Consider the following 25,423-nt stretch of genomic DNA (forward strand, 5'->3'; position numbering starts at 1 on the left):
GCGCGACGTTCGGGTAGCGTGTGCCGGATCGAGCCGGATCTCTCAAGCTCATTTCAAGAGGATACCTAATGATATCGCAAGCGAACAATAAACAGCAGGACTGGCTTCGTCTCGACGGGCAGGTGTGCGTCGTGACGGGGGCCGCGGGCGGCATCGGCGCGTCGATCGTCGAAACGTTCGTGGCGGCCGGCGCGCGGGTCGCGCTGCTCGACCGCGACGCGGACGGCACCATCGCGATCGCCGAGCGGCTGCGCGCGGCCGGCGGCAACGTCGTCGCGATCGGCTGCGATATCGGCGACGCCGCCAGCGTGACCCAGGCCGCCGAACGCGTGGAGCGCGACCTCGGTCCCGCCGACGTGCTCGTGAACAACGCCGGCCTGTTGCGTGCCGGCGGCATCGAGACCATCGACCTCGACGCATGGAACGCGATGCTGCAGGTCAATCTCACCGGCTACATGTTGTGTTCGCAAGCGTTCGGGCGCGCGATGCTCGCGCGCGGCTCGGGTGCGCTGGTGCATGTCGCGTCGATCGCGGCGCGCCACCCGCAGACGTACAGCGGCGCCTACAGCGCGAGCAAGGCGGCGGTCGCGATGCTCGCGCGGCAACTGGCGGCGGAGTGGGGGCCGCGCGGCATCCGCAGCAATACCGTGTGCCCGGGAATGATCCGCACGCCGCTGTCCGAGTCGTTCTATGCGAGCGGCGACATCGAGGCGCGCCGCAGCGCGATGACCGCGAACCGCCGCATCGGCCGGCCCGACGACATCGCGAACGTCGTCGCGTTCCTCGCGAGCCCGCGTGCGGCATACGTGAATGGCGCGGAACTGGTGGTCGACGGCGGCCTCGACGCGATGCTGATGGATCTCGTGCCGCGGCCCGGCTACGAGGCCGGTGCCGGCGCACGCTGATTCGCGGCCTTGCCGCGCTGCACGCACGGCGCGCAGCACGAGCTCGGCGACGCACATTTATTCAAGAGATGGAGGAAGACATGATGAACGACCAGCAGCGTTCGAAGCACGTCACGTGCGATCTGCTCGTGATCGGCTCGGGAGCGGGCGGCCTGTCCACCGCCATTACCGCGCGCAAGGCGGGGCTCGACGTGATCGTCGTCGAGAAGGAAGCGTGCTTCGGCGGCACGACCGCATTTTCCGGCGGCGTGCTGTGGATTCCCGGCAATCGCCATGCGCGCGCAAACGACGTGCAGGATACGCGCGAAGCGGCCCGCACGTATCTGCGCGGCGAGACGGGCGCGTTCTACGACGATGCGGCGATCGACGCGTTTCTCGAGCACGGCCCGCGCATGCTCGACTTCTTCGAGCGCGAGACGGACGTGAAATTCGTGCCGACGCTGTATCCCGACTATCACCCGGACATGCCCGGCGGCGTCGACATCGGCCGCTCGGTCGTCGCCGCGCCGTACGATGCGCGCGGGCTCGGGCGCGATCTCGAGCGCCTGCGTCCGCCGCTGAAGACGATCACGTTCATCGGGATGATGTTCAATTCGTCGAACGCGGACCTGAAGCACTTCTTCAACGCGACGCGCTCGCTTCGGTCGGCGTGGTACGTGACGAAGCGGCTTGCCGCGCATCTGAAGGATCTCGCGCTGTACCGGCGCGGCGTGCAGATCACGAGCGGCAACGCGCTCGCCGCGCGCCTCGCGAAGTCCGCGCTGGATCTCGGCATTCCGATCCTGACGAACACGCCCGCACGCGAACTCGCCGCGGACGGCGCACGCATCGCCGGCGCAACGGTCGGGGCCGACGGCGCGACGTATCGCATCACCGCACGCCGCGCAGTCGTGCTCGCGAGCGGCGGCTTCTCGCACGACGTCGCGCGCATCGCGCGTGCTTATCCGCACGTTGCGCGCGGCGGCGAGCATGTATCGCCGGTGCCGGCCGGCAACACAGGCGACGGCGCGACGCTCGCCGAGCGCGCGGGCGGCCGCGTCGAGATCCGCTATCCGCAACCGGCCGCATGGATGCCCGTCTCGCGCGTGCCGCTCGGCGACGGCCGCTTCGGTGTGTTTCCGCATCTGCTCGATCGCTACAAGCCCGGCGTCATCGGCGTGACCCGCCGCGGCACGCGTTTCACGAACGAATCGAATTCGTATCACGACGTCGGCGCCGCGATGATCGCAGCATGTCAGGGCGAGACCGAGACGGCGATGTGGCTCGTGTGCGATCACGCGACGATCCGCAAATACGGGCTCGGCTTCGCGAAACCCGCACCCGTGCCGCTCGGGCCGCTGCTGCGCGACGGCTATCTCGTGCAGGGGCGCACGCTGGCCGAACTCGCGCAGCGCGCCGGCCTCGATGCGGCGAATCTGGAAGCGACCGTGCGACGCTACAACCGCGATGCCGTGCGCGGCGAGGATCCCGAATTCGGCCGCGGCACGACGTCGTTCAACCGTTATCTCGGCGACGCCGACCATCGTCCGAATCCGTGCGTGGCGCCGCTCGGCGACGGGCCGTATTACGCGCTGAAGGTCGTGATGGGTGACCTCGGCACCTTCGACGGCATCCGGACCAACGTGGTCGGCCAGGTGCTCGCCGCCGACGACCGGCCGATCGCCGGCCTGTACGCGGTCGGCAACGATCGCGCCAGCATCATGGGCGGCAACTATCCGGGCGCGGGGATCACGCTCGGGCCGATCATGACGTTCGGCTATCTGAGCGCACGCCATATCGCGGGGCTGGCCGATCTAGGCGACCAGACCGACCTTCGTGACCGACTCGATCTTGCCGAGCCGACACCATCCGCCGCCGAGCCGACACCACCCGCCGCCGCGCGCGCGACCGCCTGACCCCGGAGCCGACCATGACTACCGCTAAATCCTTCATCGACCATCGCATCTATACGATCCGCCCGCGCGGCATGGCGGAGTTCATCGAGATCTTCGACCGGCTCGCGATGCCGATCCAGGTCAAGTATCTCGGCGCGCCCGTCGGCTTCTACATGAGCGACATCGGCGCGTTGAACCAGGTCGTCCATCTGTGGGGCTACGACAGCATCGCCGACTACGACGCGCGGCGCACCGCGCGCGATGCCGATCCGGACTGGCCCGCGTATCTGCAGGCGTCCGGCCACCTGATCGTCGCGCAGGAGAGCCGCATCATCCGGCGCGTCGAGTTCGCGAGCCTCGCGTACCTGACGCGCTGAGCCGATGACGATGAAACCCGGACCCGACACGGACGACACCCCGCGCGCGGGGCGATCGTCACGGGCGGCGCGGACGGCATCGGCCGGCCATGCGCGATGCGGTTGGTCGCCACGGGCTGCCGCGTCGCGATCGCCGGTCTGCAAGGGCGCCGGGTTCACGACGAAACCATGACCATGAACAGGTCCGCGCGCGGGCGGTGCATCGGCACCGTCGTGCGACCGGACCGAAGGAGACATACGATGAAAACCCCCCAGCGTACGCTCGACGTGCAGTCGTTCATCGACGCCGAGCGCTTTTCCCCCTGTCAGTGGCTGATCCTGATCCTGTGCTTCCTGGTCGTGGCCGCCGACGGCTACGACACGGCCGCGATCGGCTTCATCGCGCCCGCGCTGACGCACGACTGGGGCATCGCGCGCAGCGCGCTCGGCCCGGTGATGAGCGCGGCGCTGGCCGGGCTCGGCATCGGCGCACTTGCCGCCGGCCCGTGCGCGGACCGGCTCGGCCGCAAGACCGTGCTCGTGCTGTCGGTTGTGTGCTTCGGCGCGTGGAGCATGGTGTCCGCGCATGCGCAGTCGATCGAAGCGCTGACCGCATTCCGCTTCCTGACCGGGCTCGGCCTCGGTGCGGCGATGCCGAACGCCGTTACGCTGATGGCGGAATATGCGCCCGCCCGGATCCGCGGCGTGGTCGTCAACGCGATGTTCTGCGGTTTCTCGTGCGGGCTCGCGGCGGGCGGCATCACGTCGGCATGGCTGATTCCCCATTTCGGCTGGCAAAGCGTGCTGACCGCGGGCGGCATCGGGCCGCTCGCGCTGGCGGTCGCGCTCGTGATGCTGCTGCCCGAGTCCGCGCAGTATCTCGCGGTGCGAGCGGGCACGCATGCGCGCATCGCGCGCATCCTCGCGCGGATCGCACCGCGCGAGCGCTTCGACGACTGCACGTTCGTGGCCGCCGGCGCGCGAGCGCAAACGGGCGGGGCGTCCGCGCTCGCGCAGGTGGTATCCGTGCAATTCCGTTCGCGCACGCTGATGCTGTGGGCGGCCTACTTCATGGGGCTGCTGATCTACTACCTGCTGACCAACTGGATGCCGACGCTGCTGCGCGACGCAGGCTTCAGCGCCGAAGGCGGCGCGCTGATGACGTCGTTGTTCCCGCTCGGCGGCGTGCTCGGCAACCTCGGCGCCGGATGGCTGATGGACCGCTTCAATCCGAACCGGACGATCGTGTGCGCGTATGCGCTGGCGGCGCTGCTGGTGCTCGCCGCGAGCCGCACGATCGGGCATGCCGCGTGGCTCGGCACGTTGATCTTCCTGTGCGGCACCGTGGTGACGAGCGCGGTGACGTCGATGTCGGCCTATGCGGCGAGCCTGTATCCGACACGCTGCCGTGCGACGGGCGTGGCCTGGATGCTCGGCATCGGCCGAATCGGCGGCGTGGCCGGCGCGTTCGCCGGCGCGATGCTGATGGGGCTCGGCTGGCACTTCGGCGACGTGTTCAGCCTGCTTGCGGTGCCGGCGCTCTGCGCGGCCGGGGCGGTGTACGCGATCGGCCGTTGCCGCACGGAAATCACGGAACAGGAGCGCGCGAGCGGGGCGGCCGCGCAGCAGCACTGATTCGGCAGGTGCGCGATTGCAGCGCACAGCGCGAATGAAAAAAGCCACGGAGGGTTCCGTGGCTTTTTGTTTTCGTCACGCAGCCGTTTCATGGCTGCGTATCGAACGGTTTCGTGCGAACGCGCTTACGCGATGCTCTTCGACCAGTTCGCATACCAGTTGCGGAACAGCGTGTACTGCGCTTCCGCGTAGTTGCGCTGCGCGTCGCTCAGGGCGTCGGTTTCGTTGAAGTGCAGCGTGTATTCCTTGTCGCCGTTCAGCACCATCAGGTGCTTGTAGAACAGGACCAGGTCGCAGCCTTCGTCGAACGACGACAGCACGGCCAGCGCCGCTTCCAGTTCCTTCGCCCGCACGCGCGCCACTGCGTCGCCTTGCGCGGCCTTCTTGCACAGGTCGACCAGTTGCAGCACTTCACGCGGCAGCGCGTTGCCGATACCGGTGATCGCGCCTGCGGCGCCGCAGTTCACGAAGCCGTGGAAGACCTGCGTGTCGACGCCGGCCATCAGCGTGACGCTGTCGTCCTGCGACGTGATGTTCTCGGCTGCGTAGCGCATGTCGGCGGCGCCGCCGAATTCCTTGAAGCCGATCAGGTTCGGGTGCTGGCGACGCAGTTCGAAGAACAGGTCGGCGCGGGTCGCGAAGCCGTAGTACGGGCTGTTGTAGATCACGGCCGGCAGGTTCGGCGCGGCGTTCAGGATCGCGGCGAAGTGCGCCTTCTGGGCCGCCGGCGATGCGCCGCGCGACAGCACGCGCGGGATCACCATCAGGCCGTGCGCGCCGACCTTCGCGGCATGCGCGGCGTGCGACACGGCTTCCTTCGAGTTCACCGCGCCGGTGCCGACGATCGTCGGGACGCCGGCTTCGACCAGGCGCGCGACGCCTTCCTGGCGCTGCGCTTCGGTCAGCAGCGGCCAGTCGCCCATCGAGCCGCAGTACACCACCGCGCGCATGCCGAGTGCAATCAGTTCCTTGCCCTTCTTCACCAGCGCGTCGAAATCCGGCTGACGGTCAGCGGTGCACGGCGTCATCAGGGCCGGAATGGTGCCGGTAAAAATGTTGTCGCTCATCTCGTTTCCTCACATTCAGATAGGGTCAACTGCCATTGCTGGCAACCTGGGCTGTACGCGCGCTCGCCGTCTCGTCGGTGCTGCATGCGATCCGGACGGCGGCTGGCCGCCTCTTGTTTGCCTCGGTGCCGAAACGTTGCCTCCGGTTTCGCCCGAGAGTCAGCCATCGACGCAAGTCATTCTAGCCAGTTCGAATATTTTATACAATATAAAATAAAAAGGGCGTGACGAAGGTCGTCGTGCCGGAGCCGCGGGGAGGGTGGCGAACCGCGCCGCAGCGGCTTTGGGCGGGGGCGACGGACGATCCCGTCGACGCCGGAAAATTCACGCCACGCCCCGTCCGTCGGCCCGCGAGCCGCGGTCGGCGTCCCATAGACGGGTCCTGCTGTACTTTCCTCTGATCAGAACCATCGCGCTCGCAGGCTCGGAACCTGACGGCCAGATGCCGCCCCGCATGTCGCATTTCTGCCGAAACCTTTTTTGAGATTGCGTGGATTGTGTATTGGATATTGTATAAAATCTTTCGACGTGCTTACGCGCGAACCCGGCCCGCCAAGGGAAATGGAAGACAACGAGAGGAGATACGGAGATGACAAGTCAGGTCGGCGAGGCAGTCTCGCCTGGTAGTGCAGCAGCCGTGCGGGACACGGCGTCGAAGCGGGAATTGAAGCGGGTCGTCGCGGCGTCGATGGTCGGCTCGGTGGCGGAGTGGTACGAGTTCTTCCTGTATGGAACGGCGTCGGCGCTGGTGTTCGGCACGCACTTCTTCAAGAAGACCGGCAACCCGATCGACGGCCTGCTCGCCGCGTTCGCGCTGTATGCGGTGGGATTCGCCGCGCGCCCGATCGGCGGGCTGGTGTTCGGCTACTACGGCGACAAGTTCGGCCGCAAATATCTGCTGCAGGTGAGCCTGATCGTGGTCGGCGTCACGACCTTCCTGATGGGGTGTCTGCCGACCTTCGATGCGATCGGCTACTGGGCGCCGGTGCTGCTGGTGTCGCTGCGCCTGATCCAGGGCTTCGCGTTCGGCGGCGAGTGGGGCGGCGCGATCCTGCTGGTCAGCGAACACAGCCCGGACAACCGCCGCGGCTTCTGGGCCAGCTGGCCGCAGGCCGGCGTGCCGGCCGGCAACCTCGTCGCGACGATCATCCTGCTGGTGCTGTCGAGCTCGCTGTCCGAGGCCGACTTCCTGGCGTGGGGCTGGCGCGCGGCGTTCTGGTTCTCGGCGGTGGTCGTGCTGATCGGTTTCTGGATTCGCCGCAAGGTCGACGATGCGCCGATCTTCAAGGAAGCGCAGGCGCGCCGCGCGCAGAAGCAGGAAAAGCAGCTCGGCGTGGGCCACGTGCTCAAGTATCACTGGCGGCAGGTGCTGATCGGCATCGGCGCGCGGTTCGCCGAGAACATCCTGTATTACATGGTCGTCACGTTCTCGCTGACTTACCTGAAGCTGGTCGTCGGCTTCGACACCACGCGGATCCTGAAGCTGATGTTCGCCGCCAACGCGATTCACTTCTTCTTCATCCCGCTGATGGGGCTGATGTCGGATCTCGTCGGGCGCAAGCCCGTGTATCTGACGGGCGCCGTGCTGACCGCCGGCTGGGGCTTCGTCGCGTTCCCGATGATGGATACTGGCAACGACTGGATCATCATGGCCGCGATCGTGCTCGGCCTGTTCATCGAATCGATGACGTACTCGCCGTATTCGGCGCTGATGACCGAGATGTTCCCGACCAACGTGCGCTATACCGCGCTGTCGCTGTGCTACCAGGTCGCGCCGCTGATGGCCGGCTCGCTTGCGCCGCTGATCGGGCTGTCGCTGCTCGAGCGCTATCACTCGTCGACGCCGATCGCGTTGTATCTCGTCGCGGCCGCGCTGATCTCGATCGTGTGCGTCGGGCTTGCGAAGGAAACGCGCGGCAAGTCGCTGCGCGAGGTCGATGCGGAGGCGAGTCGGCGCACGCACGTGTGAGGCGGGTGATCGACGACTGATTGCACGCACGGAAGCCACCCGCGAGGGTGGCTTTTTTGTGCTTCATCGAGGATGTCCGGGGAGCGCGGGGAAGACGGCCGGCGTTCGGTTCACTACGGTCGTCACTGATTGCGCCCGGCAGCGGCCATCGACGGGTGCTTGTCGAGGGGGGGGGCGAATCTGCCGTAGCGCACTGCACTGCGTTCGCTCGTTCCCGGTGATGTCGCGCATGCCGTCGGATGGCGACGCGTCGGCAACGGGCGTAGCATTCAGACATGCGGCCGGCCGCGATGCTCGCTGCCGGATCGGCGGCACGCCAGGTCCGGCCGCGGCCGGCCACCCATGACGGCCCGGCAAAGGAGCCTCGATGCGCTCGCAAGCAACGTCCGTCCCACGCCTGAGACGCTACGGGATCGCGGCTGCGATCGTCGTCGCCTGCCTGATCGTCGTCGGGCGCGTCACCGGTCTCCTGGTCGACTGGCTTTGGTTCGCGTCGATCGGCTATGCCGGCGTCTTCTGGACGATCCTGTCCGCGAGGGTGCTGCTGTTCGCCGCGGTGTTCGCCGTGTCGGCGGCCGCGATCGGCGCGTCGGGGTGGCTCGCGCATCGTCATGCCAGGCCCGTCGATGTCTGGCAGGTAGCGGACGCTTCGTCGACGCGTGCGGAGGATGTCCTGCGCGCGCTGGCGGGGGAGGTCGCGTCGCGCATTCCCTGGCGCGCGGTCATTGCCGCGGGTGCCGTCATTCTCGGGCTTGCGATCGCCGCCGGTGCGATGTCGAGCTGGGATGTCGCGCTTCGCTTCCTGCATCGGGTGCCGTTCGGCGGGCGCGATCCGATCTTCGGCAAGGACATCGGTTTCTATCTGTTCGCGCTGCCCGTCTGGATCCTGCTGAAGAACCTGCTGCTGCAACTGGTCGTCTGCTGCGCGATCGTCGCGGGCGGCGTCTACTGGCTACGTGGCGACATCATGCTCCGCCCGCCGAAGGGGCTTTCGTCAGCCGCCGCGGTTCACGGGTCGGCGCTACTGGCACTGTTCTTCCTGCTGAAAGCCTGGTCCTGGTGGCTCGAACGCTTTCTGCTGCTCTACGACAACAACGGGGTCGTGGTCGGCGCCGGTTATACGGATATCCACGTGATGCTGCCGGTGCTGTGGCTGCTCGTCGGCCTCGCCGTTGCGTCGGCCGTTGCGATGCTGGTCAACCTGCGCCGGCCCGGCTATCGGTTGCCGGCCGCCGCGATGCTGCTCGTGTTCGGCACTTCGTTCGCGCTCGGCATCGTCTATCCCGCGCTGTTCCAGCGCTTCTACGTCAAGCCGAGCGAACTGCAACTCGAGACGCCCTATATCCAGCACAACATCGCGTTGACGAGGCAGGCTTACGGTCTCGCGCAGATCGAGGTCAAGCCGTTCGCGGCCGAGCAGGGCCTGAACATCGCGTCGCTGCAGGCCAATCGCGCGACCGTCGACAATATCCGCCTGTGGGATGTGCAGCCGCTGATGGATACCTATGCGCAGTTGCAGGAGATCAGGACTTACTACAAGTTCTTTTCCGTGGATATCGATCGCTACCGTCTCGACTCCGGCTACCGGCAGGTCATGCTGTCGGCGCGCGAACTGGAGCAGTCGATGCTGCCGGAGAACGCCCGAACCTGGGTGAACCTGCATCTGCTGTTCACCCACGGCAACGGCATCGTGATGTCGCCGGTCACGGAGAAATCCACGGAAGGCTTGCCGTCGCTCTATCTGCGCGACATTCCGCCCGTCACCGATGGCGGACCGGCGATCGACGAACCGCGCATCTACTTCGGCGAAGGCGGGCAGGGCTATGTGATCGTGAAGGGCAGCGTGCCCGAATTCGACTACCCGAAGGGGGACAGCAACGTCTACACGTCGTACAGCGGGCGCGATGGTGTCGCGATCGGCGGCGCGGTGCGGCGCAGCCTGTTCGCATGGCAGTTCGGCGATCCCAACATCCTGCTGACGCACTACATCACGAACGAGAGCAGGATCCTCTTTCACCGCAACATCCGGGACCGGATCCGCACGATTGCACCGTTTCTCGCGCTCGACCACGACCCCTATGTCGTGGCAAGCAATGGACGCCTGTTCTGGATGCAGGACGCCTATACGACCAGCCAGTGGTTTCCGTATGCGCCGCCCGGCACCGGCGATGGCGCCAACTACATTCGCAACGCGGTCAAGGTGGTGGTCGACGCGTACAACGGCACGGTCGACTTCTACGTCAGCGATCCTTCCGATCCGCTGGTGCGGACTTACGCGCGCATCTTCCCGGGCATGTTCAAGCCGCTCGACGCGATGCCGCAGGACCTTCAACGGCACATCCGCTACCCCGAGGATCTGTTCCTGATCCAGGCGAACCTCTACCGCGCTTATCACATGGATGCACCGGAAGTGTTCTATAACCGCGAGGACCTCTGGCAGTTTCCTCGTGCGCTCGGCGATATCGACGGGGGCGACGCCGCGAACCGGCAGATGGCGCCGTACTACACGATCATGCGGCTGCCCGGCGATGCGCAGGCCGGCTTCGTGCTCATGCTGCCGATGGTGCCGAGCCAGCGCGAGAACATGATCGCGTGGCTGGCCGCGCGTTGCGATCCGCCCGGGTACGGCAAGCTGATCGTCTACGCGTTCCCCAAGGAAAAGCTGATCTACGGGCCGTACCAGATCGAGGCGCGCATCCAGCAGAGCACGGAAATCTCGCAGCAGATCTCGCTGTGGAACCAGATGGGCTCGCGCGTCATCCGCGGACATCTCGTGGTCGTTCCGATCGAGCACTCGATTCTCTACGTGTCGCCGCTCTATCTGCGCGCGTCGTCCGGCCAGTTGCCCGAGTTGAAACGGGTGATCGCGGCCTATGGCGATCGCGTCGTGATGGAGGAAAACCTGAGCGAGGCGCTCGCGGCGCTCTTCAAGGAGACGAGGCCGGGGCCGGTGGCGGCGCCGGCCGGCGGCGCGGCGGATACGCGCGCCCGCGACGCGCTGGCCCATTACGATCGTGCGATCGAGCGGCTGAAGGCGGGGGATTGGGCCGGCTTCGGCGCGGAACTCGATGCGCTTCGACCGTTGCTCGAAGCGCTGGGCGCCGCTCGCGCGGATCACAAACAGTGAGTGAGGCGCGGCTGAGCGGGCGTGGGCGTGATCGACCGCGGTCAAGCAGTTGTCGTGTCGTTCCGGGCGCACACGTTGGCTTGAATCGGGGCCGGGCGCGGAAAGCGGGCCGGCAGCCGGCTCGTCGTCCCATGCATCGGCGAACCGGCCAACCCGTCAGGTCAGCGGCGGCGCGTGGCCATGATCCTCCAGACTTCGCGCGTCGTCGTATTCCCGCGAAATATCCTTGTTCGTGTAGTCGCCGAGCTTCGATGCGGCGACCAGGCTCAACACCGCACATATCAGCACGTACACCGCGATCGCATACCCCGAATGGTAGTAGGCGAACAGCGCGGTCGCGATCAGCGGTGCCGGGCCGCCCGCAATGACCGAAGCGAGCTGATAACCCATCGACGCACCGCTATACCGCAACCGCCCGGTAAACGATTCGGCGATCAATGCCGCCTGCGGTCCGTACATCATCGAATGCGGGACCAGCGACAGCACGATGGCCGCGAAGATCCACGCCGGATTCCGGCTGTCGACCATCGCGAAGTAGAGGAATCCGAATACACCGACGGAAACCGCACCGATCATGTACATCCGCCGCCGCCCGATCAGATCCGACACGTGGCCGAACAGCGGAATGGTGACGAATTCGACCACGGACGCCACCAGCACCGCCGTCAGCAGCAGCTCTCGCGTGACGCCCAGCGCCGTGATCCCGTAAGTGAACACGAACGCCGTGAAGATATAGAACGGCGCCTGTTCGGCCATCCGCGCGAACGCCGACAGCACGATATCCCTCGGCTGCTTGCGCAGCACTTCGAGCATCGGCGCCTTCTCGATCCGGCGCTCGGCCAGCAGTTTCGCGAAGATCGGCGTCTCGAGAATGTTCAGGCGGATATAAAGCCCGATCGCGACCAGCAGGATGCTGAGGACAAACGGCACGCGCCAGCCCCACGTGAGAAAACTGCTGCCGGACAACCAGCTCATGGCCAGCACGGCGAGGTTGGCGAGGAACAATCCTGCCGGCACGCCGAACTGCGGCCACGACGCGACGAAGCCGCGATGCGCATTGGTGCGCGCCCACTCCATCGACATCAGGACCGAGCCGCCCCATTCGCCGCCGACGCCGACGCCCTGGATGAAGCGCAGCACCGTGAGGAGAACGGCGCCCCAGATGCCGATCGTCGCGTAGGTCGGAACGAAGGCCACGGCGAACGTCGCGAGCCCCATCAGCAACAGGGTCACGATCAGCGTGGCCTTGCGGCCGATGCGATCGCCGTAGTGGCCGAAGATCGCCGCGCCGACCGGCCGCGCGACGAAGCCGACGGCATAGATCAGGAACGCCTGAAGCGTGCCGACGAGTGGATGGGATTGGGGGAAATACAGCTTTGCGAAGACCAGGCCGGTGACCGTGCTGTAGAGGAAAAAGTCATACCATTCGATCGTGGTGCCAATCGTGCTGGCGATGACGGCGCGGCGCAACTGGCGCCGGGCTTCCTCGTCGGAGAGGGGCGTGGCCGCGGATTGCATGGCAGCCATTTTGGTATCTCCCGGAAAAGGGCGATAGAGAAATAAACCATACGCCCGGCGACAGGTTTCAGCAAGCGCAGGCCACGAATGGTTTGCAGGGCGATCAAGACTTTCAATAAGAAGTCCTGATATATGGCTGGATCAACCACCCGCGCGCGCATGCATGTCGATGAACGCGCGGTTGCACGATGGCTCGGTGATTTTCGTCCATTGAAGATGCGCGTATTTGCAGTACGCGATCCGCAGCGATTCCCGGTTTCGTGAGAAGGCACCGGCGCGGTGCCGGTCGAAACGGCGGCCGTGGAATCGTGGAGTAGTATTCCCAATGTCCAGGTTATGGCTCGGCCTCCACGGCGCATAGCCAACCCGTCCGCGACGAGGGCGGCAGGCTCGTCAAAGGATTTGGAAGCTGCTTCAACGATACGTATGGTGGCGTCGGCCGTGACGACGGCATTGAGGGGAGTGCGTCATGTCAACCGAGTGGAAGCAGCGCGTCAGACTGTTCATCCAGCGCTTCTGGCAGCCGACCAGTGCGTGCATGACCTGCATGCCGGGGAGCTGGGGCAACATCATGAGCCTCGCCCACTGGTCGATTGCATTTCATACCGGTCTGTTTACCGGACTCCTGGCTGTATTGCTGACTTTCACGCCCGCGGCGAAACTCTACGCGCATCGATACGGCAATGCGGTGATCGTCGGCGTCCTGACGACGTTGGGCGACGCCTACTCGCACACGAGTCACTACCGTATCCCCTATGTCGAGCACATCGTGACGGGTGCGATTTCAGGTCTCTTGACGCTGGCAGCCTCATATCTGTTCGAAGACCGCGCGCGACGCCTTCGGGCGGTATGGGCCCGGGTGTTCGGATAGCTCGTCCGCTGACTTTTCGAACCCGCCGGGCCGAACGGCAAGAGGCTCCACGGTGCGGCGGCGCTTCGTCGGCGCGCAGCCGCACCCCGCCCGCCGCCAGAGCGGCGACGGTCCTCCCCGACAGGTCGCGTCAGCGCGAAGCCGCGCCGTAGCGCCGTAGCGCGGCGACGATCCTCGACAGCCGACGAGGTTCAGGCTGCCGCCGCGATTTGAACCGAGTCTTGCCGCTCGCCACCCAGGATATCGACGAGATCGGTCAACATCCGCGCCAATTCACCCGTCATCAGCGTGACATCCGAGTCGAAGCGTTCGTCGTCGTTCTGCGCGGTGGGATCCGACGCCTCCTTGATCACGTCGAGCGGCGTGACACGCTTGATCGTCAGCGACGGCGTGAGCACGAAGGAGATCCGGTCATTCCAGGTCATCGCGAGGCGCATGCATTGTTTGCCGGCCTCGATGTGCCGGCGCATGTCGTTCGCCTCCAGCGCGTGGCCGACGTATCGCACCGTGGCGCCACCTTCGCCGCTCGAGCGCAGCTCGGCGTCCTGATCCACGGTGAATCCGCCCGGCGCCTCGCCGGACAGCAGCCAGTCCGTCATCGCGGCGACCGGCGACAGCGCCACCTGGACGCCGGTGAGCGGCAATTGATCGATCGATTTGACGAGCAGGCCGCGAACGTCGTCGGCAAGTGCCTGTGCGGCCGCATCGATGACGAGCCAGCCGTTCACCGTATCGATCCACACGCGGGTATCGCGGCGAATGGTGAACGCGCGCGGCAGCAGTTCGTCGGTCACCTGCTCCTTGAGTTCGCGCAGCTGTTTTCGCCCGACCTTGAAACCCTGCTGCTCCTCGACCTCGAGCGCTCGGGCCTTGGTCACCTGATTGACGACCGACGCCGGGAGCAGCTTCTTTTCGGCGCGAAACGTCAGCAGCATCTGCCGGTTGATCGAATACACGAGCGCGCCGTCGTCACGCGGCGACGCCCATCCCGAGCGCTGCATCTCGACGCTGGTGCCCGGCTGAAACGCGTGGGGCGCCAGCCATGCTTCCATCTGATCGGGGGTAACGGCCCACGGTGCCGGAAGACGGTGAAGCTGAAGATTCTTGAACCACATAGGCGTGCGGGCAAAGCGCGTCATTCTATATGACGGTGACGTCTACCGGCCAGAAGCGCCGGTCGGGATGCAACATCGGCAGGCCGCTTCGATTGCTCGAGCGGCCTTTCGTCGGCATCTCGTCAAGCGGGTTGCGCCGCCGAGAATGCGTGTGCTGCAGCCACCGTGTCCAGTGCTTCGCGCAACAGCACGATTTTGCCGTCGCGCGCCACCAGCCGCCCTGCGTACAACTGGCGATAGATTTTCCCCGTCGATGGAACGAGCGCTTCGACTTCATATTCGGCGAATACCTGCTCGGGCGTTTCGATCAGCAGCCGCACATTGCTGAACGCAAAATCCGGCACTTTCGCGAGCAGCGAGGCAATGAAGGCTTCGATCGCACCGGGCCCCTGCGCACGCGCGTCGATACCCAGTGACTTGAGATACGGCAGTTCCAGCACACCGTCGTCGGCAAACAGTGCGCCAGCCGCGCGTGGATCGCGAATCGATTCGAGGTAAGCGAAAAGCAGTTGTTTGGCGTTGTTCATGATCGGCTCGATAAAAGCGTGAATGGAAGCGATTCATTGCAGGCGCGTCGTCAGCGCAGTCGCCATCTGCTGCATGGCGGCTTGCGGCGTGATGTCGTGCAGCCGGTGGAAAGGAGAATACGGTCCGGACAATATTTGCGAAACGGAATTGTTTGAAAACCATCGTTGCATGAATGCAATGACGAAACGCCGGCTGATCGACCGTGCCGACGCATCATTTCGGCCATCGCCAGGTCGGCTCGGAAAGGTGCTCGGCGAGATAATCCGACAGCGCCGCGACTTTCGCGGGCCGCGCGCGCGCCGAGGGCGTGACGAAGTAAATGCCGCCCTTCGTCAGCGACCAGTCGGTCAGGATCGCTTCGAGACGACCGTCGGCCAGGTAATCGCCGGCGATGAACTCGGGCAGTTCGGCAATCGCCAGTCCGGCGAGCAGCGTGGGCAACAGCGCATCGGCGTTCGTCACGCGCAGCGGGCCCGTCGGCATCACCGGCTCTTCTTCGCCTGCGTCGTTCGTGAAGCGCCATACGGCGCTACGCGCGCGGTATGCGTACGAGAGACAGGGACGATCCGCGAGCTCGCGCGGATGGGCGGGCCGTCCTTCACGCATCAGATATTCCGGCGACGCCACCACGAATTGCGTCACCGCGCACAGCCGCCGCGCGACCAGCGACGAGTCCGGAAGCGCGGCGATCCGCAGCGCGGCGTCGAACCCGTCGGCGACCAGATCGACCGACGCATCCGACAGATGCAGGTCGATCGACACTTCCGGATACGCGCGAAAGAAGCCCGGCAGCAGCGGCGCGACCCAGCGCAGGCCGTACGACATCGGCACGGCCAGACGTACCAGCCCGCGTGGCCGCACCGACATTTCGCGTGCCGAGCTTTCCGCCTCCTCGGCCTGGCGATAGATCTCGCCGGCTTTCTCGCTGATCGTGCGGCCGAACTCGGTGAGCGAGAGCTGACGCGACGTGCGATTGAACAGCCGCGCGCCCAGCCGGTCCTCCAGGCGGGCCACGCCGCGCGAGACGGTCGCGACCGACACGCCGGTCGCGCGCGCCGCGGCGGCAAACGAACCGTGCTCGGCCACCTTCGCGAACATCGCGAGCCCCTCGAAATCGGGTAGTTGAGCCATCTTCCCTCATCTTTTCATTTCTGCAACGTTTGTTTGCAATCAATTCTATTTCGAAAAGATGAGGCCGTCGATATTCTCCTCACATCGCAGTACGCGATGCAACGAAACCCCCACCGACCCAACGAAAGGAGCAATACCATGGCACGCAAACTCGACAACAAGATCGCACTCGTCACCGGCGCAACCAGCGGCATCGGTCGCGCCACCGCCCAGCGCTTCGCGGCCGAAGGTGCGCACGTCTATCTCACGGGCCGCCGACAGGCCGAACTCGATGCCGCCGTGAAGGGCATTCGCGAAGCCGGCGGCAAGGCGACCGGCGTACGTTCGGATTCCACCAAGCTCGATGAGCTCGACGCGCTGTATGCGCAGATCAAGGAAGAACAGGGCCGCCTCGACGTGCTGTTCGTGAACGCCGGCGGCGGCTCGATGCTGCCGCTTGGCAGCATCACCGAAGCACACTACGACGACACCTTCGAGCGCAACGTGAAGGGCGTGCTGTTCACGGTACAAAAAGCGCTGCCGCTGCTTGCCGAGCGTGCCTCGGTGATTCTCACCGGCTCGACGGCGGGCAGCGCGGGCACCGCGGCGTTCAGCGTGTATTCGGCTTCGAAGGCAGCGGTGCGGGCCTTTGCACGCAGCTGGATTCTCGATCTCAAGGAACGCGGCATCCGCGTGAACACGATCAGCCCGGGCGCGACCCGCACGCCTGGCCTGCTCGATCTCGCCGGCGACGATGCCGCGCAGCGCCAGGGTCTCGCCGATTATCTGGCTGCCCAGATCCCGATGGGGCGCCTCGGCGAGCCTGGCGAGATCGCGAGCGCGGCGCTGTTCCTGGCCTCGGACGACGCGAGCTTCGTGAACGGCATCGAATTGTTCGTCGATGGCGGCCAGCAGCAGATCTGAGCGCAGCCACGGCGCGCGGGTGCGGAAGACGCCGTCTGCGACGATCGCGATCCGCGCCCGGCGTACTCGAACCGGGCTCCGTCATGATTGAACATCGGCCATTTCTTGCGCTTGGCGCAATCCGGCGCGGCCGTGTCGACATTCGCCAGCATTTCCGCATCGGCGAATCCGGGCGCGCCGACGATGCGCCGCTCGGTCCGCTCTACATGTGGAGCGACGTCGAATTCGCGCCGCGCTCGGGCCTCGGCCCGCATGCCCACCGCGACGTCGAGATCGTCACGTGGGTGCGGTCGGGCGCCATCACGCATGAAGACGACGCAGGCAATCGCGTGCGTCTGGTCGCCGATTCCGTCCACGTGACGAGTGCCGGCACGGCGATCCATCACGCCGAGCGCAACGACGAGAATATGCCCGCGCGGCACTTCCAGATCCGGCTGCGGCCGCGCACACCTGCCGGTACACCGCGCTGTGCGACGCGAGTCTGTTCGCCCGGATGTCGCGAGGGCCGATTCGTGACGCTGGCGAGCGGCGATCCGGAGGATGTCCGCGCCGGCGCGTTGCCCGTTCATGCCGATGCACGCGTGCGTATCGCGACACTGCGTGAAGGCACTGCGTTGCGGCACGCGTTGCCGATGCCCGGTTCCGCTTATCTGGTTGTCGATCATGGCCGGCTGGACGTAGGGCCGATCAGGCTGGCACGACGCGATGGCGTTGCCGTTCGCGATGAAACGTGGCTCATGTTGCGGGCGCGGGACGACACGGACGTCATGATCGTCGAGCGCTTATGCTAGGGCGCATGCTCGATCAGCGCGCGGCCGCAGCCTGGTTCATTGCCGTGCCGACTTCGAGAAAGCGCGCCGGTGAGCGTCCGGTGCCGTATTGCGGGAACACCGGACGTCGATGCCGACGTCGCCTGTGGCGGCGACCGCCGACGCTCGCCCGCAAGGCCGCTCTGCTAATATCGTAGAAAGTATGCAATATCCAGCGCCGCGTCGGCGCTTGCCTGACCGCCATCCCCAGTCCGAACCGCAACATGAACGAGAAACGCCCCGCTCTTGTCTACGCCACGCGCGCCGAAGCCGCAGCGAATGAACTGCGCCGCCGCATCCTGACGGGGGAATACGTCGACGGCTACCAGCTTCGCCAGGATGCGCTGGCGACCGAACTCGGCATCAGCCGGATCCCGCTGCGCGAAGCGCTCGTGCAGCTCGAGAGTGAAGGGCTCGTGAAGATCCTGCCGCACAAGGGCGCGATCGTGTCGGAGCTGTCGCCGGAGGACATCACCGAACTGTTCGAATTGCGCGCGCTGCTGGAGCCCGTGCTGCTGAAAAAGTCGATTCCGAAGCTGACCGCCGAGGATTTCGCGCGGCTCGATGCGATCCTCGACGAATACAGCGCGGTGCTGCACGCGAGCCAGTCCGGCCGCTGGGGCGAACTGAACACCGAGCTTCATCATCTGCTGCTGTCGCGCGCCGACCAGCCGAAGACGGCGGCGATCGTCGCGTCGCTGCTGCAGCAGACCGACCGCTACACGCGCGTGCAGCTGTCGCTGTCCGAGGCCGCGCGCGACGTGGCCGAATCCGAGCACGCGGAGCTCGTCGCGCTGTGCCGCAAGGGCGATGCGCGCGCGGCGGCGTCGCTGCTCAAGCGCCACATCGAGCATGCGGGTGGCGAGTTGAATGCGTTTCTGCGGGACCGGCGGCTCGGGCGTTGAGGTCTTTCACGCGCCGCGCGCCGCGCGGATACCCGATTCCGGTCGATCGCGGCGTTGCAGCGCGGTCGCATGCGATCCGTGGCCCGTCCGGGCGCCGCACGGCGCCGAAGGCGGCCTGCACGCATCGCTTCCGTTTGACCGTCTAGCCGCCGCCGATCCCCTGCAGTACCTTGCCCGTCCCGCCGCACACCACGCATGGCTGTCCTTCGACCATCCCGGTGCCGCGACACACGCCGCATAGATCCTCGCCGACGCCCGGCGCATCGGGCGGCCCTTCGTCGCCCGGATTCAACGGCGTGTCCTGACGCTGTCCCGCCGGCGTTCTGGTCGTCTGCATCGCACACCTCCTTGCGTGTTTCCGATGTCGCGGCAAGCGCGCATCGCGCGTGCCTGCCGCGACGGCATGCGCCGTGGCCGACGCGCGGTGCCGCCAGCACGCGTGAGCAGGCACGCCGGCAACGATGACGCGACGCACCGCATGACTGCGGGGCATCGTCGTCGTCACGTCCTCATTACAACGACGGCGGCCACGTCGAACCGGCCATCGCCGACGGCAGTCAGTCATCCTACGACTGTAGAAATAGAAACGAAAGAGAGTATCCGGCTCCGGAAAACGACACGGCACCGCGCCGGCTCAAATGCAGCCCCATTTCCGGAAAACGTTTCGCCGGCTACGTGCTGAACTGAGAAGGCTTTTCCCTTCGCCTCGCCGAAAACCCGCTACAGAAGCGCCTATAGGGTATGCACCAAGTGAGTTAAACGATTAACCGACGTACATTCGCTCCCACACGTCATACAACGTATGACTGCGATTCAGTGAAGGCCGTGCCCCGACTGATGCGCAAGCCGCCCGGATCGCCGCCAGACGACGAACAACCATCAAGGAGACTGACGATGAAGCACCGATTCACCCGCTCCCGTACCGCCCTGGCCGTCGCGCTCATGGCCGGCTTCGCGGTGTCCGCGCAGGCCCGCGTGTTCCGCTCGGCGGACGTGCACGGCGACAGCTTCCCGACCAACATGGCGGTCAAGTACATGGGCGACGAGCTGTCGAAGCTGACGGGCGGCAAGGACTCGATCAAGGTGTTCGGCAACAGCGCGCTCGGCTCCGAGAAGGACACGGTCGACCAGGTGCGGATCGGCGCGATCGACATGGCGCGCGTGAACGGCGCGTCGTTCAACGAGATCGTGCCGGAGTCGCTGATCCCGTCGTTCCCGTTCCTGTTCCGCGACGTCGACCATTTCCGCAAGGCGATGTACGGCCCGGCCGGCCAGAAGATCCTCGACGCGTTCGCGGCGAAGGGGATGATCGCGCTGACGTTCTACGAGAGCGGCGCGCGCTCGATCTACGCGAAGCGCCCGGTGCGCACGCCGGCCGACATGAAGGGGCTGAAGGTGCGCGTGCAACCATCGGACCTGATGGTCGACGAGATCAAGGCGATGGGCGGCACGCCGACGCCGATGCCGTTCGCCGAGGTCTACACGGGCCTGAAGACGGGCCTCGTCGATGCGGCGGAAAACAACCTGCCGTCGTACGAGGAAACCAAGCACTTCGAGGTGGCGCCCGACTACTCGGAGACGCAGCACGCGATGACGCCGGAAGTGCTGGTGTTCTCGAAGAAGATCTGGGACACGCTGTCGCCGCAGGAACAGGCCGCGATCAGGAAGGCAGCATCCGATTCGGTGCCGTACTACCAGAAGCTGTGGACCGCGCGCGAGGCATCGGCGCAGCAGACGGTGACGAAGGGCGGCGCGAAGATCCTGCCGGCCGCGCAGGTCGACCGCGCGGCATTCGTGAAGGCGATGCAGCCGCTGTGGGCGAAGTACGAGAAGACGCCGCAGATGAAGCAGATCGTCGACGAGATCGAGGCCACCAAGTGACCCGTCGCACTTCCCTGAACGGCGCGGCGGCCGTGGGCGCATCGGACGCGGCGGCCGCGGACGGTGCGGCGCCGTGCCGGCCGCATGCGGCGGCGCCGCGCCTGCGCTGCATGAACGACCTGTTGTTCCGCGCGCTGGCCGTGGTCGCGTCGCTGTGTCTCGCCGCGCTCACGGTGCTGGTGTTCTACGCGGTCGTGATGCGCTACGCGTTCGAGAACGCGCCCGACTTCGTCGAGCCGATCGCGCTGCTGCTGGTGATCGTGATCGCGATGTTCGGCGCGGCGATGAAGGTGCGCGACGGCGGCCACATCGGCCTCGACTCCCTCGTGCGGCGCCTGTCGCCGGGCCCGCGCACCGCGGTGATCGCGATCCAGCACCTGAGCCTGATCGCGTTCGCGATCGCGATCATGGTCGGCTGCGGCAGCATGGCCGCGGAGACGATGGGCGACCGCATTCCGATCATCGGGTTGCCCGAAGGCGTGCGCTACCTGATCACGATTCCCGCGGCGATCGCCATCATCCTCTTCTCGCTCGAGCACCTGCTCGCGCTTCGTCGTTCTTCGTCGGGACAATAACGCCATGGAACTCGCGATCCTGTCCGTCAGTTTTCTGGTTTTCCTCGTGCTCGGCGTACCGGTCTCGTTCGCGCTCGGCATTTCCTGCGTGCTGACCTACCTGGTCGAAGGGCTGCCGATCGCGACCGCGATGCAGGCGATGATCTCGGGGATGAACGCGTTCTCGTTCCTCGCGGTGCCGTTCTTCATCTTCTCCGGCGAGCTGATGCTGCACGGCGGCATCGCGGACCGGATCCTGCGCTTCGCGCAGGCCACCGTCGGCCATTTCCGCGGCGGCCTCGGGATGGCCAACGTCGTCGCGTGCACGCTGTTCGGCGGCGTGTCGGGTTCGCCGACGGCCGATACCTCCGCGATGGGCGGCGTGGTGATTCCGCTGATGAAGCGCGAAGGCTACAGCGCGGCTTACGCGGTCAACGTGACGACCCACGCGTCGCTCGCCGGCGCGCTGATGCCGACGTCGACCAACATGATCATCTACGCGTTCGCCGCGCAGGGGATCACGGGCATGCTGCACGGCCAGCCGGTGAGCGGCGTGTCGATCGGCGACCTGCTGTTCTCCGGCCTCCTGCCGGTGCTGTGGGTGATGGGCTTCGTGCTCGCGGCCGCATACTGGCAGGCCGTGCGCCACGGCTATCCGCGCCGCGAGGACGGTTCGTCGGCGCTGCCGTCGTTCCCGGGCTGGTATGCGGTGCTGCGCAGCTTCGTCGGCGCGGTGCCGGGCCTGATGGTGATCGCGATCATCCTCGTGTGTGTCGCGAAGGGGATCGCGACCGCGACCGAAGCCGCCGCGATCGCCGTCGTGTACTCGCTCGTGCTGACCGCGCTCGTCTACCGGACGCTGACGGCCGGGAAGCTGCGGCGCGCGCTGTCGCATGCGGCGCGCACGACGGGCGTCGTGCTGCTGCTGATCGCCGTGTCCAACATGCTGCGCTTCCAGATGTCGTACCTGGAGATTCCGGATGCGATCGAAGGGCTGCTCAAGCAGTCGACCGCCGCGCCGTGGCTGATGCTGCTGTACATCAACATCATCCAGGTGTTCCTCGGCACGTTCGTCGACATGGCCGCGCACATCCTGATCACGACGCCGCTGTTCCTGCCGATCGCGATGGCATGCGGCGTCGGGCCGGTGCAGTTCGGGATCATGCTGCTGCTGAACTGCTCGCTCGGCCTCGTGCACCCGCCGATCGGCTCGGTGCAGTTCGTCGGCTGCGCGATCGGCAACGTGTCGATCGGCGAGACGACGAAGATGGCGTGGCCGTATTACCTCGCGATCTTCAGTGCGATCAACATCGTCACGTACATGCCGTTCTTCTCCACCTGGCTGCCGAGCCTCATCAGCGGGCACGCGGTGTTCTGAGCGCGCGTTTCGCCCGTCGCGGCGCCGGACGATCCGAGGTCGTCCGGCGCCGCAGTCACGTCGGCGGTTGCTTCACGCGCGGCGTGGCGCGCCATCGCGGCGGCCGCACCGGCGCCGGTCGCGTCGCGCGATCGGCGTCGTGCCGGCCGCACGGCGCAAGTGCGCGATGCGCTGCGTCGCGGCACGCGCGGCAGTCACCCGCAACGGCGGCAACCTGTGCGATGATTCGCCGCTTCGCGTTCGTCGCAGAACGCCGCGGATCGCGACGCCCGTTGCCGGGCCGCCGCTCACCGCCCACCGCATTGACATCCGGAGACGACATGCCCGCACACATCGTTCATGGCAGCACCCTGCATTACCAGGATCACGGCACCGGATTTCCGGTGCTGTTCGGGCACAGCTATCTGTGGGATGCCGCGATGTGGGCGCCGCAGATCGACGCATTGTCGAGCCGGTATCGCGTGATCGTGCCGGACCTGTGGGGACATGGCGCGTCGGGCCCGCTGCCTGCCGGCACGCAGACGCTCGACGATCTCGCCGCGCACGCGAGCGCGTTGCTCGATGCGCTGGAGATCGGGCAGTGCGCGGTCGTGGGGCTGAGCGTCGGCGGGATGTGGGGCGCGCGGCTCGCGTTGCGCGAACCGCAGCGCGTGCGCTCGCTCGTGCTGATGGACGCGTCGCTCGAGGCCGAACCCGACGCGACGCGGCTGCGCTACTTCGGGATGCTCGATGCGATCGCCGCCGCCGGCTGCATCGCGCCGCCGCTGCTCGATGCGATCGTGCCGCTGTTCTTCCGGCCGGACGTGAACCTGGCCGACCCGGTGCCGCGCGCCTTTCGCGCGGCGCTCGCGAACCTGCCGGCCGACCGGCTGCGGGAATCGATCGTCCCGCTCGGCCGGCTGATCTTCGGGCGGCCGGATACGCTCGCCGCACTCGCCGGGCTGGATGCCGAACGCACGCTGCTGATGTGCGGCGCGGGCGACATGGCGCGCCCGCCGTCGGAGACGGTGAAGATGGCGAGCGTGATCGGCTGCCGCCATGCGCTGGTGCCGGACGCCGGCCATATCTCGAACCTGGAGAACCCCGCGTTCGTCACGCGGATGCTGCTCGACTGGTTCGACGAGCAGCAGCTCGCGGCGGGCTGAACGCCGCACGCGATGCCGGCGGCGGGCGCCGCGCGGCATCGCGTGACGACGCAACGACTTGCGTTGCGACGTGGCCGCGGCAATGCGACGTTACCGCGTCATGCGCGTTCGCCGACCGGCGTGAACTGGCGGTCGCGCACGCGGCCCGCGTCGGCACCGCGGCGGATCAGGTCCTGCGCCTCCGCACGGCTCGCGACGCACGGTGACGGGCGGGTGGAGCTTCGCATGTGCATCCGCATGTGCATCCGCCCGCAACGGAAGTCGCGCCGAAACCGGATGCATCGCTGCAGGCCGGCTTCGGCGAAAAACGATTCGGAGTGCGAATGCATCGGGGCGGTGGTTCGATGCAGTCTCCACCGCCCGTGCATCAGAACATGTGGCGGATCCCGAGGTTCGCGCCGACGGTCGTGCCGGTGACCGCGTAAAGCGCGTTGGTGATCCCCAGCCCGGTGTTCATCGCACCGTGGTTGTTGACCATCGCGACCTGCGCGTACAGCGCGGTCGCCTTCGACAGGCTGTAGGTCGTGCCGATCGCCGCGAGCAGCGAGTGATTGGCCGTGTCGTTGCGATCGCTGGTGAACCAGACGCCGCCGTTCAGGTCGACGGCCGGCGTCGCCTGATAGTCGAGGCCGCCGCCGTACACGTTGTTGCTGAACGAGCCGCCGACCTTGTAGCTCGTGAACGACGCCTTCGCGGTGACCGGGCCGAAGCGGTAGGCGGCGCCGATCGTGCGCCCGACGAACGCGACGGTGCTCGGCGTCGGCGTCGGGTTGGTACCGTCGTTGCCGTCGTAGAACGCGGCGTCGATCATGAAGCCGTCGTGCTCGTACTTGAGGCTCGCCGAATACTGGCGGCCGGCCTGGAAGTCGCCGGCCTTGCCGCCGAACGCGAACATCGCGCTGCCGGTGAGGCCGGCGATCGTCGGGCTCGTGTACGACACGGCGTTCGGGTTGAACAGGCCCGTCACCAGCACGTTGTCGACGTAGTTGATCAGCCCGCTGCCGAAGTGCGAGAAGCTGCGCGGATCCGAATCGAAGATCGCGAGCAGGAACGGCGAATACTGCACGCCGGCCTTGACCGTGCCGAACCCGCCGTCGAGCCCGACCCACGCCTGGCGGCCGAAGAAGTTGCCGTTCGAATGCGCGAACGCGCCGTTGGTGACGGCGAAGCCGCTCTCGAGCTGGAATTTCGCCTTGAGGCCGCCGCCGAGATCCTCGGTGCCGGTCATCCCGAACGTCGTCGGCGTCATGCCGGTGTCGGTCATCGCGAACTGATGGCCGGCGTTCGCGCCGGTGGCGGCGTCGCGTGTCTTGCTGGTGTACAGCAACGCGGCGTCGAGGTTGCCGTACAGCGTCACGCTGCTCTGCGCGAAGCCGCTGCTGCTGGCCAGCGTGCCTGCCAGCGCCGCGCAACCGATCACGATTCTGCTTTTCATTGAGGTGTCTCCAGTGTTGTTGTACGTCGATGCATCGAACAAGGGGATGCGGCGGATGCCCGCGTGGCGGTGTCCGTCGCATGAGCCGCGCACGCAGGGTGGGGCGCGGCGGGACGCACGTGCGCGGCCGGGTGGCGGCCGCGTGCGACGCGTTCAGGGCGGGGATGGGCGCCCGAACGCGCGTGTGTCGACAGTGTCGGGTGCGGCCGGTGCCGGCCGCGTCATTCAGAGAGACCGGTTGAGCTGCTCGAGGATCGCCGGGTTCTCGAGCGTGGACGTGTCCTGCGTGATCGCCTCGCCCTTCGCGAGCGAGCGCA

At 66.5% G+C, this 25,423-nt stretch carries 22 protein-coding genes; 14 read left to right on the forward strand and 8 right to left on the reverse strand.

The window, feature by feature from the left end:
* The first annotated feature begins 68 nt into the window (after positions 1-68).
* The 4 genes from DID99_RS32030 to DID99_RS32045 all read left to right on the forward strand — a co-directional run bounded on the left by DID99_RS32030 (position 69) and on the right by DID99_RS32045 (position 4,770).
* A complete protein-coding gene (locus DID99_RS32030; protein WP_185641049.1) occupies positions 69-905 on the forward strand; it encodes an SDR family oxidoreductase in 837 nt (278 codons plus the stop codon).
* Positions 906-985: 80 nt separating this feature from the next.
* Positions 986-2,800: an FAD-dependent oxidoreductase gene (locus DID99_RS32035; protein WP_409362716.1), complete on the forward strand. Its 1,815-nt coding sequence runs from the start codon at positions 986-988 to the stop codon at positions 2,798-2,800.
* A 14-nt stretch (positions 2,801-2,814) separates the two neighbouring features.
* Entirely contained in the window at positions 2,815-3,156 is a 342-nt protein-coding gene (locus DID99_RS32040; protein ID WP_044847155.1) for an NIPSNAP family protein, read from the forward strand.
* A 240-nt stretch (positions 3,157-3,396) separates the two neighbouring features.
* Positions 3,397-4,770, forward strand: a complete 1,374-nt coding sequence (locus DID99_RS32045; protein ID WP_124668329.1) for an MFS transporter — start codon at positions 3,397-3,399, stop codon at positions 4,768-4,770.
* Between the two features lie 125 nt (positions 4,771-4,895).
* Here the strand turns inward: DID99_RS32045 and DID99_RS32050 are convergent, their stop codons facing one another.
* On the reverse strand, positions 4,896-5,837 hold the full coding sequence (locus tag DID99_RS32050; protein ID WP_124523839.1) for a dihydrodipicolinate synthase family protein: 942 nt from the start codon (positions 5,835-5,837) through the stop codon (positions 4,896-4,898).
* A 589-nt stretch (positions 5,838-6,426) separates the two neighbouring features.
* Here DID99_RS32050 and abaF point away from each other — a divergent pair.
* Both abaF and DID99_RS32060 read left to right on the forward strand, forming a co-directional pair.
* On the forward strand, positions 6,427-7,806 hold the full coding sequence (abaF, locus tag DID99_RS32055; RefSeq protein ID WP_124668330.1) for a fosfomycin efflux MFS transporter AbaF: 1,380 nt from the start codon (positions 6,427-6,429) through the stop codon (positions 7,804-7,806).
* A 367-nt stretch (positions 7,807-8,173) separates the two neighbouring features.
* Positions 8,174-10,933 (forward strand): UPF0182 family protein, encoded by a 2,760-nt coding sequence (locus DID99_RS32060; protein ID WP_124668331.1) that lies wholly within the window; start codon positions 8,174-8,176, stop codon positions 10,931-10,933.
* Positions 10,934-11,089: 156 nt separating this feature from the next.
* Here DID99_RS32060 and DID99_RS32065 read toward each other — a convergent pair whose 3' ends face one another.
* Positions 11,090-12,460 (reverse strand): MFS transporter, encoded by a 1,371-nt coding sequence (locus DID99_RS32065; protein WP_124489394.1) that lies wholly within the window; start codon positions 12,458-12,460, stop codon positions 11,090-11,092.
* A gap of 460 nt (positions 12,461-12,920) precedes the next feature.
* Between DID99_RS32065 and DID99_RS32075 the strand changes: the two genes are divergently transcribed.
* Positions 12,921-13,322 (forward strand): hypothetical protein, encoded by a 402-nt coding sequence (locus DID99_RS32075; protein WP_124489393.1) that lies wholly within the window; start codon positions 12,921-12,923, stop codon positions 13,320-13,322.
* Between the two features lie 191 nt (positions 13,323-13,513).
* Here DID99_RS32075 and DID99_RS32080 read toward each other — a convergent pair whose 3' ends face one another.
* From DID99_RS32080 to DID99_RS32090, 3 genes are all read right to left on the reverse strand, one after another.
* Entirely contained in the window at positions 13,514-14,437 is a 924-nt protein-coding gene (locus DID99_RS32080) for a recombination-associated protein RdgC (protein ID WP_124523859.1), read from the reverse strand.
* A gap of 122 nt (positions 14,438-14,559) precedes the next feature.
* Positions 14,560-14,964 (reverse strand): nuclear transport factor 2 family protein, encoded by a 405-nt coding sequence (locus DID99_RS32085; RefSeq protein ID WP_124489392.1) that lies wholly within the window; start codon positions 14,962-14,964, stop codon positions 14,560-14,562.
* Between the two features lie 214 nt (positions 14,965-15,178).
* Positions 15,179-16,096 (reverse strand): LysR family transcriptional regulator, encoded by a 918-nt coding sequence (locus tag DID99_RS32090; RefSeq protein WP_124523845.1) that lies wholly within the window; start codon positions 16,094-16,096, stop codon positions 15,179-15,181.
* 138 nt (positions 16,097-16,234) lie between these two features.
* On the opposite strand from DID99_RS32090, the gene DID99_RS32095 reads away from it, so the two are divergent.
* The 3 genes from DID99_RS32095 (at position 16,235) to DID99_RS32105 (ending at position 18,713) form a co-directional block, all read left to right on the forward strand.
* Positions 16,235-16,999: an SDR family NAD(P)-dependent oxidoreductase gene (locus DID99_RS32095; protein WP_124668334.1), complete on the forward strand. Its 765-nt coding sequence runs from the start codon at positions 16,235-16,237 to the stop codon at positions 16,997-16,999.
* A gap of 83 nt (positions 17,000-17,082) precedes the next feature.
* Positions 17,083-17,790 (forward strand): pirin family protein, encoded by a 708-nt coding sequence (locus DID99_RS32100; protein WP_124523847.1) that lies wholly within the window; start codon positions 17,083-17,085, stop codon positions 17,788-17,790.
* Positions 17,791-18,032: 242 nt separating this feature from the next.
* Complete coding sequence (locus DID99_RS32105) at positions 18,033-18,713, forward strand: GntR family transcriptional regulator (protein ID WP_044847167.1); 681 nt, start codon at positions 18,033-18,035, stop codon at positions 18,711-18,713.
* Positions 18,714-18,855: 142 nt separating this feature from the next.
* Here DID99_RS32105 and DID99_RS32110 read toward each other — a convergent pair whose 3' ends face one another.
* Positions 18,856-19,050: a hypothetical protein gene (locus DID99_RS32110; RefSeq protein WP_124646701.1), complete on the reverse strand. Its 195-nt coding sequence runs from the start codon at positions 19,048-19,050 to the stop codon at positions 18,856-18,858.
* 557 nt (positions 19,051-19,607) lie between these two features.
* On the opposite strand from DID99_RS32110, the gene DID99_RS32115 reads away from it, so the two are divergent.
* From DID99_RS32115 to DID99_RS32130, 4 genes are all read left to right on the forward strand, one after another.
* A complete protein-coding gene (locus DID99_RS32115; RefSeq protein WP_124523850.1) occupies positions 19,608-20,594 on the forward strand; it encodes a TRAP transporter substrate-binding protein in 987 nt (328 codons plus the stop codon).
* On the forward strand, positions 20,591-21,169 hold the full coding sequence (locus tag DID99_RS32120; protein ID WP_124524223.1) for a TRAP transporter small permease: 579 nt from the start codon (positions 20,591-20,593) through the stop codon (positions 21,167-21,169). The genes DID99_RS32115 and DID99_RS32120 overlap by 4 nt, the downstream gene beginning before the upstream one ends.
* Before the next feature lie 4 nt (positions 21,170-21,173).
* Entirely contained in the window at positions 21,174-22,526 is a 1,353-nt protein-coding gene (locus DID99_RS32125; RefSeq protein WP_124523853.1) for a TRAP transporter large permease, read from the forward strand.
* A 320-nt stretch (positions 22,527-22,846) separates the two neighbouring features.
* Entirely contained in the window at positions 22,847-23,671 is an 825-nt protein-coding gene (locus DID99_RS32130; protein WP_124489385.1) for an alpha/beta fold hydrolase, read from the forward strand.
* A gap of 98 nt (positions 23,672-23,769) precedes the next feature.
* Here the strand turns inward: DID99_RS32130 and DID99_RS38065 are convergent, their stop codons facing one another.
* The gene (locus DID99_RS38065; protein ID WP_260427357.1) at positions 23,770-23,898 is read right to left on the reverse strand and encodes a hypothetical protein; all 129 of its coding nucleotides are present in this window, start codon (positions 23,896-23,898) and stop codon (positions 23,770-23,772) included.
* Between the two features lie 140 nt (positions 23,899-24,038).
* Entirely contained in the window at positions 24,039-25,106 is a 1,068-nt protein-coding gene (locus tag DID99_RS32135) for a porin (protein ID WP_124572018.1), read from the reverse strand.
* Between the last annotated feature and the right edge of the window lie 317 nt (positions 25,107-25,423).

The organism is Burkholderia sp. Bp8986 (assembly GCF_003854225.1).
Taxonomy (GTDB): domain Bacteria; phylum Pseudomonadota; class Gammaproteobacteria; order Burkholderiales; family Burkholderiaceae; genus Burkholderia.

Coding starts and splice junctions, on each gene's coding strand:
- DID99_RS32030 (WP_185641049.1), top strand. CDS start 69: ATGATATCGCAAGCGAACAATAAACAGCAGGACTGGCTTCGTCTCGAC.
- DID99_RS32035 (WP_409362716.1), top strand. CDS start 986: ATGATGAACGACCAGCAGCGTTCGAAGCACGTCACGTGCGATCTGCTC.
- DID99_RS32040 (WP_044847155.1), top strand. CDS start 2,815: ATGACTACCGCTAAATCCTTCATCGACCATCGCATCTATACGATCCGC.
- DID99_RS32045 (WP_124668329.1), top strand. CDS start 3,397: ATGAAAACCCCCCAGCGTACGCTCGACGTGCAGTCGTTCATCGACGCC.
- DID99_RS32050 (WP_124523839.1), bottom strand. CDS start 5,837: ATGAGCGACAACATTTTTACCGGCACCATTCCGGCCCTGATGACGCCG.
- abaF (WP_124668330.1), top strand. CDS start 6,427: ATGACAAGTCAGGTCGGCGAGGCAGTCTCGCCTGGTAGTGCAGCAGCC.
- DID99_RS32060 (WP_124668331.1), top strand. CDS start 8,174: ATGCGCTCGCAAGCAACGTCCGTCCCACGCCTGAGACGCTACGGGATC.
- DID99_RS32065 (WP_124489394.1), bottom strand. CDS start 12,460: ATGGCTGCCATGCAATCCGCGGCCACGCCCCTCTCCGACGAGGAAGCC.
- DID99_RS32075 (WP_124489393.1), top strand. CDS start 12,921: ATGTCAACCGAGTGGAAGCAGCGCGTCAGACTGTTCATCCAGCGCTTC.
- DID99_RS32080 (WP_124523859.1), bottom strand. CDS start 14,437: ATGTGGTTCAAGAATCTTCAGCTTCACCGTCTTCCGGCACCGTGGGCC.
- DID99_RS32085 (WP_124489392.1), bottom strand. CDS start 14,964: ATGAACAACGCCAAACAACTGCTTTTCGCTTACCTCGAATCGATTCGC.
- DID99_RS32090 (WP_124523845.1), bottom strand. CDS start 16,096: ATGGCTCAACTACCCGATTTCGAGGGGCTCGCGATGTTCGCGAAGGTG.
- DID99_RS32095 (WP_124668334.1), top strand. CDS start 16,235: ATGGCACGCAAACTCGACAACAAGATCGCACTCGTCACCGGCGCAACC.
- DID99_RS32100 (WP_124523847.1), top strand. CDS start 17,083: ATGATTGAACATCGGCCATTTCTTGCGCTTGGCGCAATCCGGCGCGGC.
- DID99_RS32105 (WP_044847167.1), top strand. CDS start 18,033: ATGAACGAGAAACGCCCCGCTCTTGTCTACGCCACGCGCGCCGAAGCC.
- DID99_RS32110 (WP_124646701.1), bottom strand. CDS start 19,050: ATGCAGACGACCAGAACGCCGGCGGGACAGCGTCAGGACACGCCGTTG.
- DID99_RS32115 (WP_124523850.1), top strand. CDS start 19,608: ATGAAGCACCGATTCACCCGCTCCCGTACCGCCCTGGCCGTCGCGCTC.
- DID99_RS32125 (WP_124523853.1), top strand. CDS start 21,174: ATGGAACTCGCGATCCTGTCCGTCAGTTTTCTGGTTTTCCTCGTGCTC.
- DID99_RS32130 (WP_124489385.1), top strand. CDS start 22,847: ATGCCCGCACACATCGTTCATGGCAGCACCCTGCATTACCAGGATCAC.
- DID99_RS38065 (WP_260427357.1), bottom strand. CDS start 23,898: ATGCGAAGCTCCACCCGCCCGTCACCGTGCGTCGCGAGCCGTGCGGAG.
- DID99_RS32135 (WP_124572018.1), bottom strand. CDS start 25,106: ATGAAAAGCAGAATCGTGATCGGTTGCGCGGCGCTGGCAGGCACGCTG.